Source organism: Micromonospora pisi (assembly GCF_003633685.1).
Lineage (GTDB): Bacteria > Actinomycetota > Actinomycetes > Mycobacteriales > Micromonosporaceae > Micromonospora_G > Micromonospora_G pisi.
On sequence record NZ_RBKT01000001.1, the window covers coordinates 5,781,385 to 5,793,006 of the forward strand.

Below are 11,622 nucleotides of genomic sequence, written 5' to 3' on the forward strand. Positions count from 1 at the left end.
GACCCACCGGGTCAGCTCAACCTAGCGCTCCGAGCACCAGCAGCACGCCGAGTCCGGCGTACCCGACGGCGACCAGTGCCAGCAGCGGCATGCTCCGTCCGCCGGTGACGTGGGCACCGGCCCGGGTCGCGCCCCGGATGACGGTGGCGCCGAGGGCCAGCAGCCCGAGCGCCACCGCGCCGCCGAGGAGCAGGGTGACCAGGGCGTCGTACGACAGCGCCAACCGGACGGTGAGGACGGCTACGGTCGCGATCGAGAGTCCGGTACGGCGTCGGGCCAGTCGGGTCCGTTCCGGTTGCAGGCCCGGGTCCGGGGCGGCGGTCCCGCCCGGGCCGTGGTTCACCTGTTCCCGCCGAGCCGGAGCAGTGTTGCCGCGATCAGCACCAGCGCGCCGACGGCGACCACCAGGGCGAGCAGGGCGGGGAAGCGGGACGGGGGCAGTTCGGTGCCGAGCCGGATGGCCCGCTCGGTGCGTACCCACCGGTCGACGGCGTGCAGCGCGACGGCGCCGCCGAGCAGGAGCAGGGTGACCGCGATCGCCTCACGCAGGTGGGCCAGGGGCAGCGGGGGCAGGAACTGGGCGATGGCCAGTCCGCCGGCGATCAGGGCCAGCCCGGTCCGGAGCCAGGCCAGGAAGGTGCGCTCGTTGGCGAGGGAGAACCGGTAGTCCGGGCGGGTGCCCACCTGCTGCAACCGACCCGGGTTCCACCATTGCCTGATTCTTTCGCGCACGAGCCGAATTATCCGGTCGACGTCGCCCGTAGCCTGGGTGGGTGACTGATCTGGATGTTTCGACACTGCGGACCGCGTACGACGTCCAGCTTCGGGGCCGTGCGCCGTCCCCGATGCCGGACGGGGTGACGGTGGAGCGGGACGGTCCGCTGATGCGGGTCACCGGTCTCGATCATGGCGGTTTCGTTGGTTACCGGAGCCTCGGCGGCCTGACCGGCGCGGCGTTGGACGAGCTGATCGCCCGTCAGCGGGACATCTTCGCCGCCCGGGGTGAGCAGGTGGAGTGGAAGCTGCACGGTCATGACGAGCCGGCCGACCTGCCGGACCGGTTGCGGGCGGCCGGGTTCGTCCCGGAGGACGAGGAGACCGTCCTGGTCGGGCCGGTCGCGGCGCTGGCGGCGACGCTGCCGGTGCCACCGCCGGGCGTACGGCTGCGTGAGGTCACCGCCCGGGCGGACCTGGACCGGATCGCGGAGCTGGAGTCGATCGTCTGGGACTCGCCCCGGGGCTGGCTGGCCGACGCGCTGGAGCGGGAGCTGGCGGTGGATCCGGCGGTGTCGCACGCCGGGGCCGGTGCGGGGGGCTCGGAGGTCTGGCCGCAGGCGCTGACCGTGCTGGTGGCCGAGGAGGTCGAGACCGGTCGGGTGGTGAGCTCCGGTTGGGTGCGGTACGTCGCCGGCACCGGCTTCGCCACCCTCTGGGGCGGCTCGACGCTGCCGCAGTGGCGGGGCCGGGGCATCTACCGTTCGCTGGTCACCCACCGGGCCCGGCTCGCCGACGCGCGGGGTTACACCCTGTTGCAGGTTGACGCCATGCCGGCGAGTCGGCCGATCCTGGAGCGACTCGGGTTTGTCGCGGTCACCACGACCACTCCGTACGTCTACACTCCTTAACCGTGTCTGAGCCGCTCACCGATGAGGAGAGGATGACCCTCAAGAGCGCGGCGTTCGGCGCGGTCTTCCTGGTCTCGAACGCCGAACCCGGGGTCCTCTCCATGGTCAAGGAGAGCTTCGCCGCCTCCAACGCGATCGCCGGTAGCACCGGCCTGGTGCGGGAGGTGCTGACCACCGGTGGCCTGCCCCGGTTGTCGGCCGGTTCGCCGGGCGAGTTGCAGCCGGCGGAGGTGGAGGCGGTGGCGTTGCCGGCGCTGCGGCGCGCGGTGCAGATCCTGTCGGTGAAGGCGCCGGGGGAGTTGGAGAACTACCGGCACACGGTGCTCCGCGCCGGCGACGAGGTGGCCCGCGCCTCGGACGGGGTGAGCGAGGCCGAGGCGGCGATGCTCGACAAGATCCGGGACGCGTTGAGCGCCTCCTGAGTTTGCCGGGGTTGATCCGCCCGACCCGCTCGGCTCGGTGAGCTGTGTCACTCTGAGTGCCCGGGAAAGCAAAGCTACTGATAGGTAACATAGCCGGGTGGGCAACTCCACAGCGTGCCACGGTTGACCGATCGTTAAGGGACGCGGGACGCTGCGCCACGGAACCGGGCGATGCCGGCAACACCAACAGGAGGGTCGTCGAAGCGCGATGAACATCGTCGTACTCGTCAAGCAGGTGCCCGACTCGGGCGCGGACCGTAACCTGCGCAGTGACGACAACACCACCGACCGGGGGTCGGCAAACAACGTCATCAACGAGATGGACGAGTACGCCATCGAAGAGGCGTTGCGGATCAAGGAAGCGCACGGCGGCGAGGTCACCGTGCTGACCATGGGCCCGGACCGGGCCACCGAGTCGATCCGCAAGGCGCTGTCGATGGGGCCGGACAAGGCCGTACACGTGCTCGACGACGCGCTGCACGGCTCCTGCGCCGTCACCACCTCCCGGGTCCTCGCGACCGCCCTCGGCACGCTCGACGCGGACCTGGTGATCTGCGGTGCCGAATCGACCGACGGCCGGGTCCAGGTGCTGCCGCACATGCTCGCCGAGCGGCTCGGCATCGCCGCGCTGACCGGCGCCCGCACGCTCACCGTCGAGCCCGGGGCCGACGGCACCGTGCTCACCGCCGAGCGACAGACCGAGGAGGGGTACGAGGTCGTCAGCGCCACCACCCCGGCGATCGTCTCGGTCTGGGACACCATCAACGAGCCCCGTTACCCCTCCTTCAAGGGGATCATGGCGGCCAAGAAGAAGCCGGTGCAGACCCTCTCGCTGGCCGACCTCGGGGTGCCCGCGGCCGAGGTGGGCAGCGCCGGTGCGACCAGCGTGGTGGTCGAGCACAGCAAGCGCCCGCCGCGCTCCGGTGGCGCGAAGGTCACCGACGAGGGCTCCGGCGGCGTCGCGCTGGTCGAGTACCTCGCCACCGAGAAGTTCGTCTGAGCAGGTTCGAGAGAGAAGAGACGGTCATGGCTGAAGTGCTTGTCGTGGTCGAGGCCACCCAGACGTTCGGTGTCAAGAAGGTCACCCTCGAACTGCTCACCCTCGCCCGGGAGCTGGGCACCCCCTCCGCCGTGGTGCTCGGTGGCCCCGGTGCCGCCGACGCCCTCACCGAGAAGCTCGGCGAGTACGGCGCGGCCAAGATCTACGCCGCCGAGAGCGAGGAGATCGACGGTCACCTGGTGGCGCCGAAGGCCACCGTCCTGGCCGAACTGGTCCGCCAGGTGCAGCCGGCCGCCGTCCTGCTCCCCTCCACCCAGGAGGGGAAGGAGATCGCCGGACGGCTGGCGGTCAAGCTGGACAACGGCATCCTCACCGACGTGGTCGAACTCGCCGCCGACGGCACCGCGACCCAGGTCGCCTTCGCCGGCTCCACCATCGTGAAGTCGAAGGTGACCCGCGGCCTGCCGCTGGTCACCCTGCGGCCCAACTCGGTCACCCCCAGCCCGGCCCCGGCCACCCCCGAGGTGGAGCGGGTCGAGGTCCAGCTCGGCGCGGCCGACAAGCTGACCAGGGTGGTGCGGCGGGTGGCCGAACAGAAGGGCTCCCGGCCGGAGCTGACCGAGGCGTCGGTGGTCGTCTCCGGTGGGCGCGGTGTCGGCAACGCGGACAACTTCAAGCTGGTCGAGGAGCTGGCCGACCTGCTCGGCGGCGCGGTCGGCGCGTCCCGCGCGGCGGTCGACTCGGGTTTCTACCCGCACCAGTTCCAGGTCGGACAGACCGGCAAGACGGTCTCGCCGCAGCTCTACGTGGCGCTCGGCATCTCCGGGGCGATCCAGCACCGGGCCGGCATGCAGACCTCCAAGACCATCGTCGCGGTGAACAAGGACGGCGAGGCGCCGATCTTCGAGCTGGCCGACTTCGGAGTGGTCGGGGACCTGTTCAAGGTGGTCCCGCAGGCCGCCGAGGAGATCCGCAAGCGCAAGTAGTCACGCCGTTCCACCGCTGGCGGTAAGGAGCGGTACGTGATACGCCAGGGTGGCCGTCCGGATGCGGGCGGCCACTTTTGGCGTACCGCCCAGGCGGTGAGAACGATGGGATATCCGACGCCCCATCCCAACTAGCCGCGAACCGGGCGAGCGGTGATTCCCTCCGAGCTGCGCCCGGCATTACCGGGCCGCCTGTCGCTGCACCCCTTACGACTGCGGATAGGCTTGTCGCGATGACTTACCTGGATCACGCTGCGACCACCCCGATGCTCGAGGCGGCACTGGAGGCGTACGTCACCACCGCCCGCGAGGTCGGCAACGCCTCGTCGCTGCACGCCGCCGGCCGGTCGGCCCGGCGCCACGTCGAGGAGGCCCGGGAACGGGTCGCCGGTGTGCTCGGTGCCCGCCCCTCCGAGGTGATCTTCACCGGCGGCGGTACGGAGAGCGACAACCTCGCGCTCAAGGGCATCTACTGGGCCCGTCGCGCCGCGGATCCGGCCCGCAACCGGGTGGTGGTCAGCGCGGTCGAGCACCACGCCGTACTCGACCCGGTGGAGTGGCTGGAGCAGCACGAGTCGGCCGTGGCAGGGCTGCTGCCGGTCGACGCCACCGGGCGGGTCGACCCGGGCACGCTCGCCGCCGAACTCGACGCCTACGGCGAGCAGACCGCCCTGGTCAGCGTGATGTGGGCGAACAACGAGGTCGGTACGGTGCAGCCGATAGCCGAACTGGCGAAGCTCGCCGCCGAACGGGGCGTCCCGCTGCACACCGACGCGGTCCAGGCGGTCGGCCAGGTGCCGGTCGACTTCGCCGCCAGCGGCGTCTCCGCGCTCACCCTCACCGGACACAAGCTCGGCGGCCCGGCCGGCGTCGGCGCCCTCCTGCTCGGCCGGGACGTGCCCTGCGCGCCGCTGCTGCACGGCGGCGGCCAGGAGCGGGACGTCCGCTCCGGCACCCTCGACGTGGCCGGCATCGTCGCCTTCGCGGTGGCGGTCGAGGTCGCCGTCGGTGGTCAGCGCGAGTACGCGGCCCGCGTCGCCACGCTCCGCGACGACCTGGCCAAGCGCCTGGTCGAGGTGGTGCCGGACGTGGTGTGCAACGGTGACCTGGTGGACCGGCTCCCCGGCAACGCCCACTTCTCCTTCCCCGGCTGCGAGGGCGACGCGCTGCTGATGCTGCTCGACGCCCAGGGCATCGCCTGCTCGACCGGCTCGGCCTGCTCCGCCGGGGTGGCGCAGCCCTCACACGTACTGCTCGCCATGGGGGCGGACCACGACCGGGCCCGTTCGTCGCTGCGCCTGTCGCTCGGGCACACCTCCACCGGGCGGGACGTCGACGCGCTGATCGAGGCGCTGCCCGCCGCGGTCGAGCGGGCCCGCCGGGCTGGCGCGACCAGGTCCGCCCGGCGCTGACCGTGCCGGCGGCAGAGCTACCCTCGACAGGGTTGAAGGGGGTTTCCCGGTGAGGGTACTGGCAGCAATGTCCGGCGGGGTCGACTCGGCGGTCGCCGCCGCGCGGGCGGTGGAAGCGGGACACGACGTGACCGGGGTGCACCTGGCGCTGTCGCGTAATCCGCAGACGTACCGGACCGGGGCGCGCGGCTGCTGCACGCTGGAGGACTCGCGGGACGCCCGGCGGGCCGCCGACGTGATCGGCATCCCGTTCTACGTCTGGGACATGGCCGACCGCTTCCACGAGGACGTGGTGGACGACTTCGTGGCCGAGTACGCCGCCGGTCGTACCCCGAATCCCTGCCTCCGCTGCAACGAGAAGATCAAGTTCGCCGCGGTGCTGGACCGGGCGATCGCCCTCGGCTTCGACGCCGTGGTCACCGGCCACCACGCCCGGCGCGGTGACGACGGCCTGCTGCGGCGCAGCGTCGACCTGGCCAAGGACCAGTCGTACGTGCTCGCCGTGCTGACCCGCGAGCAGCTCGACCGGTCCGTCTTCCCGCTCGGCGACTCGACCAAGGCCCAGGTCCGGGTCGAAGCGGCCGAACGCGGGCTCTCCGTCGCCGACAAGCCCGACTCGCACGACATCTGCTTCATCGCCGACGGCGACACCCGCAAGTTCCTCGCCGACCGGCTCGGCGAGGCCCCCGGTGACATCGTCGACTCCCGCACCGGCGAGGTGGTCGGCGCCCACGCCGGTGCGTACGCGTACACGGTCGGGCAGCGCAAGGGGCTCTCCCTGGGCGTGCCCGCGCCGGACGGCAAGCCCCGCTACGTGCTTTCCATCACCCCCACGACCAACACCGTGACGGTCGGACCGGTCGAGGCGCTGGAGGCCAGCACGGTCGCCGCCCGGCGTCCGGTGTGGACCGGTGGCGCCCTGCCGACCGACGCCACCGAGTGTCAGGTCCAGCTCCGCGCCCACGGCGAGGTGGTGCCCGCCACCATCCAGGTCAGCGGCGACACCCTGCACGCCGAACTGCACCGCCCGGTACGCGGCGTCGCCGCCGGCCAGGCCATCGTGGCCTACGCGCCCGACCCGGCCGGGGACATCGTGCTCGGCTCAGCCACCATCACCGGCTGACCGGCCCGGCGCTGCGCCAACCCGGCCCGGCGCGACGGCCCGGCGCCGCCACCGGTGCACTAGCCTTCGGCCTGTGAGCGATCAGACATGGCCCTGGCCCGCCGGCGCGGCCACCGGTATCGGTTCGTTGCCCGGCACGGACGTCGCGGAGGCGCAGCGGATCGTCCTCGGTGAGCTGCCCGCACTGCCGCACCTGCCGGAGCTGCCCGCCCGGGGACCCGGGGCCGACCTGATCGGCCGCACCGCCGGCTTCCTGGTCGACCTGCCCGTCGAGCTGTACACCGGTCGGTGGCGGGTGGCCGCCCGGCCCGGGAAGGACCTGCGTCGGGCGAACGACCTGATGGAACGCGACCTGGACCAGCTCACCGAACAGGCCGACGGGTTCACCGGACCGGTCAAGGTCCAGGCGGCCGGGCCGCTGACCATGGCGGCCGGGGTGGACAAGGCCATCGGCGGCCGGCTGCTCCGCGACCCCGGAGCGGTCCGCGACCTCACTGACTCGCTCGCCGAAGGGCTGCGCGGCCACGTCGCCGACGTACGTCGCCGGCTGCCCGGGGCGACCGTACTGCTGCAACTCGACGAGCCGTCGCTGCCGGCGGTGCTCGCCGGGCACATACCCACGGAGAGCGGCTTCGGCGCGTACCGGCCGGTCGAGACGGCCACCGCGCGGGACCTGCTCCGGGCCGTGGTGGACGCGGTCGGCGCACCGGTGCTGGTGCACTGCTGCGCGCCGGACGTACCGCTGGAGCTGTTCCGTACCGCCGGTGCGACCGGGGTCGCGTTCGACCTCGACCTGATCACGCAGCTCGACCCGCTCGGCGAGGCGATCGAGGCCGGTCTCGGCATGTTGGTCGGCGCGATTCCGGCCACGCCACCCGCGACCGGTCGTGGGCCCTCCGGGGAGACCGCCGCCGACCGGGTACGTCAGCTCTGGGACCGGCTCGGCTTTCCCCGCCCCCGGCTGGCCCAGCAGGTCGTGGTCACCCCCGCCTGTGGCCTGGCCGGTGCCACCCCGGAGTACGCCCGCGCCGCCCTCACCGCCGCCCGTGAGGCCGGCCAGCGCCTCTACGAGGTCTGACCCCGGCCCCGCGTTCCGGGTTGACCCCGCCCGGCATGATCATCGGATGGGTTCGACTGAGCCGGCTCGGCTGGCGTTGGGTGCGACGGGTTCGTTGTTCGGGCTGGCGTACGGCGACGCGCTCGGCAAACCGACCGAGTTCATGACCGTCGTGGAGATCGAGGCGCGCTACGGGCCCGGCGGCCCGCGTGAGCTGTCCGGCGACCCGGCACAGGTCACCGACGACACCCAGATGGCGCTCGCGGTCGGCTGGGCGTTGTACGACGCCACCGCCGCCACCCCGGAGATCCTGGAGCCGTTACTGCGGGACCGGTTCCTCGCCTGGGCCCGGAGCCCGGAGAACAACCGGGCCCCGGGCATGACCTGTCTGCGGGCCTGCGGGGAACTGGCCAGGGGCGGCCCGTGGCAGGCGGCGACCGTGGCCGGCTCGAAGGGCTGCGGTGCGAACATGCGGGTCACCCCGGTCGGACTGGTGCCCGGGTACGACCTGGACACGCTCGCCGGAGTCGCCCAGCTTCAGGCCGGGCTCACCCACGGCCACCCGACCGCGCTCGCGGCGAGCGAGCTGACCGCGTACGCGGTCCGGGTCCTGCGCGACGGCGCCGACCTGGCCGACCTGCCCGGGGTGCTCCGGCAGCGGGCCCTCGGTCAACGAACCGTCTACCGGGACGACTGGCTGGGTGCCCTGTGGCAGCGCCCGGGCGTCGGTGATCCGGAGAGTTTCATCGCCCGGGGCTGGGACGAGTGCCTGGTCGCGCTCGACCGGCTCGACGCCGCGTTGTCCGGACCGGACGATGGCGGCGACCCGTGTCGGGCCACCGGTGAGGGCTGGATCGCCGAGGAGGCACTCGCGACCGCGCTGCTCTGCGTGTTACGGCACCCGGACGACCCGGTGGCGGCCCTGGCCAGGGCCGCCACCACCGCCGGTGACTCGGACTCGATCGCCGCGCTGGCCGGTGCGTTCCTCGGTGCCGCCGGCGGACTTGGCATCTGGCCGGCGAGCTGGCTCGACCGGATCGAGTACGCCGACCAGCTCGCCGCACTCGGCGTCGCCTGGGACTGACCGGACCGCGAACACGGCCGGCTTCGCAGGACCCCGGATGGCATGACGGCGCGGATCGGAGCCGTGGCGACGACTGGCTATCGTCCGAGCGGTGGACGATAACGTGAGTCTCCGCCCGACGCCGGACACCGCGATGCTCGGCGGCTCGCTGATCGCACTGCTCGGCTACCTGGTGCCCTGGTTCAAGCAGAGCGGTTCCTATGACTGGTCATACTCCGGCTGGGGGTACGCCAGCCTCAGCAACGGCGGCGGCTGGACGCTGGTGACGTTCGCCTGGCTGCTGCTCGCGTTCGTCGCCAGCCTGTGGGCCGGGCGGAGCCTCGCCGCCGCCATGACCGGCGTCGTCGGCGCGGTCGGCGCGGCGTTCTTCGCCCTTGCCGTGGTGGCCGCGAGTTTCGCCTCGATACCCGAGCAGACGAACACCAACTACATCACCGAGTTTCCGGTGAACATCGGGTTGCCGCTGCTCGCCGGCGGTCTGGGCCTGCTGTTCGCCGGCGGGTGCCGGGCCGTGGCGGTCAGCGTCGTACGGGTCGGCCGGCAGTCCGCCCGCCCCCAGCCCGGTGACGCCGTGTGACGAAGCCCTGCCGTCATGACGTCCGGGCGACGCCGGACCGGTGGGTGCGGCGCCCCGACCCCGCGATGTCGGTCCGGCCCGATACGGTGCGGGGGTAACGCGAGCACGGAGGTCAACTGGTGTCAGAGGAAGCGATCCCGCAGCAGGTCAGCGCCGCTCAGGAGGCGGCGGCCGGCGCTGAGCCGAGCGCGGCCGAGCGGGAGCGGCATGCGGCGCTCAGCACCGAGATCGGTGAGCACCAGTACCGCTACTACGTGCTCGACACACCGAGCATCCCCGACGCCGACTTCGACCGGATGCTGCGTGAGCTGGAGGGGCTGGAGGAGCGGTTCCCGTCGCTGCGTACCCCCGAGTCGCCCACCCAGCGGGTCGGTGGCTCCTTCTCCACCCAGTTCACCCCGGTCACCCACGCCGAGCGGATGATGTCGCTCGACAACGCCTTCGACCCGGACGAGTTGGCCGCCTGGGCCGAGCGGGTCGAACGGGACGCCGGGGGCGCGGTCAGCTACCTCTGTGAGCTGAAGGTCGACGGTTTGGCGATCAACCTGACCTACGAGAACGGCCGGCTGGTCCGGGCCGCGACCCGGGGCGACGGCCGCACCGGCGAGGACGTCACCCCGAACGTACGGACCATCCGGGGGATCCCGGAGCGGCTGGCCGACGGGGCGGACGTCCCGGAGTTGCTGGAGGTCCGGGGCGAGATCTACTTCCCGGTCGCGGCCTTCGCCGACGTGAACGCGGCCCAGGTCGAGCAGGGCCGACCGCCCTTCGCCAACCCGCGCAACGCGGCCGCCGGCAGCCTGCGCCAGAAGGATCCGAAGATCACCGCCTCGCGACCGCTGCGGATGGTGGTGCACGGCATCGGCGCCCGGCGCGGGTTCGAACCGGTGGCCCAGTCGGAGTCGTACGCGGCGCTGCGCGCCTGGGGACTGCCGACCAGCGACCGGTGGCGGGTGGTGCCGGACCTGGCCGGGGTGCGCGGGTACATCGACTACTACAACGAGCACCGGCACGACGTCGAGCACGAGATCGACGGCGTGGTGGTGAAGGTCGACCCGGTCGCCATCCAGGGCCGGCTCGGCTCCACCAGCCGGGCGCCGCGCTGGGCGATCGCCTTCAAATACCCGCCCGAAGAGGTCACCACCAAGCTGCTCGACATCGAGGTCAACGTCGGGCGTACCGGTCGGGTGACCCCGTTCGCGGTGCTGGAGCCGGTGCGGGTGGCCGGTTCCACGGTCGCGCTCGCAACCCTGCACAACGCCCGTGAGGTGGCCCGCAAGGGGGTGCTGATCGGCGACACGGTGGTGGTGCGCAAGGCCGGTGACGTCATTCCCGAGGTGCTCGGCCCGGTGGTCGACCTGCGCCCGGCCGACGCCCGCCCGTTCGAGATGCCGACCCACTGCCCGGCCTGTGGCACCCCGTTGGCGCCGGCCAAGGAGGGCGACATCGACATCCGCTGTCCCAACGCCCGGTCCTGCCCGGCCCAGTTGCGGGAGCGGGTCTTCCACCTGGCCGGCCGGGGCGCGTTCGACATCGAGGTGCTGGGGGAGAAGGCCGCCGCCGCCCTGCTCGACGCGGGTGTGATCGTCGACGAGGGCGACCTCTTCGCGCTGGACGCGAAGCGGCTCGCCCAGGTGCCGCTCTTCGTGAACAAGGACGGCACGCTCGGCAGCAACGCGGTCAAGCTGCTGGACAACCTGACCGAGGCGCGGCAGCGCCCGCTCTGGCGGGTGCTGGTGGCGCTCTCGATCCGGCACGTCGGCCCGACCGCCGCGCAGGCGCTGGCCCGGCACTTCGGGTCGGTGCCCCGGATCGAGACGGCGACCGAGGAGGAACTCTCCTCGGTGGACGGCGTCGGCCCGACCATCGCCAGCAGCCTGCGCGAGTGGTTCACGGTGGACTGGCATCGGGAAGTTGTCCGTAAGTGGGCCGAGGCCGGCGTGCGGATGGCGGAGGAACAGGCCGAACAGGGCCCCCGGCCGCTGGAGGGGATCACGGTGGTGGTCACCGGCACGCTTCCCACCTATTCTCGGGACCGGGCCGCGGAGGCGGTGCAGTCACGCGGTGGCAAGGTCAGCGGGTCAGTCTCGAAGAAGACGCACTTCGTGGTGGTGGGCGACAACCCCGGCAGCAAGGCGGAGAAGGCGATATCGCTCAAGGTGCCGATCCTCGACGAGGCCGGGTTCGAGATACTGCTGGCGGAAGGGCCCGAGGCGGCGGCGGAAGCGGCAGCCCGTACGGCGGATAATGACGAAGAGTGAGCGACTGATTAGCTCTGAGTTATAGTCATCCCCTGGCGAGATGCCGCGTATTTCAAGTTAGTCACGACTACAACC

12 protein-coding genes are annotated in these 11,622 nt (G+C 72.3%); 10 read left to right on the plus strand and 2 right to left on the minus strand.

Features of this window, described 5'->3' with window-relative positions; translation table 11 throughout:
• Nucleotides 1–16 precede the first annotated feature (16 nt).
• Together BDK92_RS24715 and BDK92_RS24720 are read right to left on the minus strand one after the other, a co-directional pair.
• Nucleotides 17–343 carry a DUF202 domain-containing protein gene (locus BDK92_RS24715; RefSeq protein ID WP_121158853.1) on the minus strand — a complete coding sequence of 109 codons (327 nt, stop codon included), beginning with the start codon at nt 341–343 and terminating at the stop codon, nt 17–19.
• Complete coding sequence (locus tag BDK92_RS24720) at nt 340–732, minus strand: YidH family protein (protein ID WP_121158854.1); 393 nt, start codon at nt 730–732, stop codon at nt 340–342. Before BDK92_RS24720 ends, BDK92_RS24715 begins: the two co-directional genes overlap by 4 nt.
• Nucleotides 733–773: 41 nt before the next feature.
• Here BDK92_RS24720 and BDK92_RS24725 point away from each other — a divergent pair, with 41 nt between their 5' ends.
• The 10 genes from BDK92_RS24725 to ligA all read left to right on the plus strand — a co-directional run bounded on the left by BDK92_RS24725 (nt 774) and on the right by ligA (nt 11,547).
• The gene (locus BDK92_RS24725; protein WP_121158855.1) at nt 774–1,625 is read left to right on the plus strand and encodes a GNAT family N-acetyltransferase; all 852 of its coding nucleotides are present in this window, start codon (nt 774–776) and stop codon (nt 1,623–1,625) included.
• Nucleotides 1,626–1,657: 32 nt separating this feature from the next.
• On the plus strand, nt 1,658–2,047 hold the full coding sequence (locus tag BDK92_RS24730) for a hypothetical protein (RefSeq protein WP_121158856.1): 390 nt from the start codon (nt 1,658–1,660) through the stop codon (nt 2,045–2,047).
• Nucleotides 2,048–2,255: 208 nt separating this feature from the next.
• A complete protein-coding gene (locus BDK92_RS24735) occupies nt 2,256–3,047 on the plus strand; it encodes an electron transfer flavoprotein subunit beta/FixA family protein (RefSeq protein WP_121158857.1) in 792 nt (263 codons plus the stop codon).
• Nucleotides 3,048–3,073: 26 nt separating this feature from the next.
• Nucleotides 3,074–4,033: an electron transfer flavoprotein subunit alpha/FixB family protein gene (locus BDK92_RS24740; RefSeq protein ID WP_121158858.1), complete on the plus strand. Its 960-nt coding sequence runs from the start codon at nt 3,074–3,076 to the stop codon at nt 4,031–4,033.
• Nucleotides 4,034–4,266: 233 nt separating this feature from the next.
• The gene (locus BDK92_RS24745) at nt 4,267–5,445 is read left to right on the plus strand and encodes a cysteine desulfurase family protein (RefSeq protein ID WP_121158859.1); all 1,179 of its coding nucleotides are present in this window, start codon (nt 4,267–4,269) and stop codon (nt 5,443–5,445) included.
• A gap of 49 nt (nt 5,446–5,494) precedes the next feature.
• A complete protein-coding gene (gene mnmA, locus BDK92_RS24750) occupies nt 5,495–6,568 on the plus strand; it encodes a tRNA 2-thiouridine(34) synthase MnmA (protein ID WP_121158860.1) in 1,074 nt (357 codons plus the stop codon).
• 73 nt (nt 6,569–6,641) lie between these two features.
• Complete coding sequence (locus BDK92_RS24755; RefSeq protein ID WP_121158861.1) at nt 6,642–7,646, plus strand: methionine synthase; 1,005 nt, start codon at nt 6,642–6,644, stop codon at nt 7,644–7,646.
• A gap of 46 nt (nt 7,647–7,692) precedes the next feature.
• Entirely contained in the window at nt 7,693–8,709 is a 1,017-nt protein-coding gene (locus BDK92_RS24760; RefSeq protein WP_121158862.1) for an ADP-ribosylglycohydrolase family protein, read from the plus strand.
• Nucleotides 8,710–8,800: 91 nt separating this feature from the next.
• The gene (locus BDK92_RS24765) at nt 8,801–9,286 is read left to right on the plus strand and encodes a hypothetical protein (protein ID WP_121158863.1); all 486 of its coding nucleotides are present in this window, start codon (nt 8,801–8,803) and stop codon (nt 9,284–9,286) included.
• A gap of 119 nt (nt 9,287–9,405) precedes the next feature.
• Nucleotides 9,406–11,547, plus strand: coding sequence for an NAD-dependent DNA ligase LigA (gene ligA, locus BDK92_RS24770; RefSeq protein WP_121158864.1), 2,142 nt, complete (start codon nt 9,406–9,408; stop codon nt 11,545–11,547).
• Nucleotides 11,548–11,622 lie beyond the last annotated feature (75 nt).

Excerpts from the sequence above, each read along its gene's own strand:
- BDK92_RS24740 (WP_121158858.1), top strand. The coding sequence starts at position 3,074 with ATGGCTGAAGTGCTTGTCGTGGTCGAGGCCACCCAGACGTTCGGTGTC.
- BDK92_RS24735 (WP_121158857.1), top strand. The coding sequence starts at position 2,256 with ATGAACATCGTCGTACTCGTCAAGCAGGTGCCCGACTCGGGCGCGGAC.
- BDK92_RS24745 (WP_121158859.1), top strand. The coding sequence starts at position 4,267 with ATGACTTACCTGGATCACGCTGCGACCACCCCGATGCTCGAGGCGGCA.
- BDK92_RS24730 (WP_121158856.1), top strand. The coding sequence starts at position 1,658 with ATGACCCTCAAGAGCGCGGCGTTCGGCGCGGTCTTCCTGGTCTCGAAC.
- BDK92_RS24760 (WP_121158862.1), top strand. The coding sequence starts at position 7,693 with ATGGGTTCGACTGAGCCGGCTCGGCTGGCGTTGGGTGCGACGGGTTCG.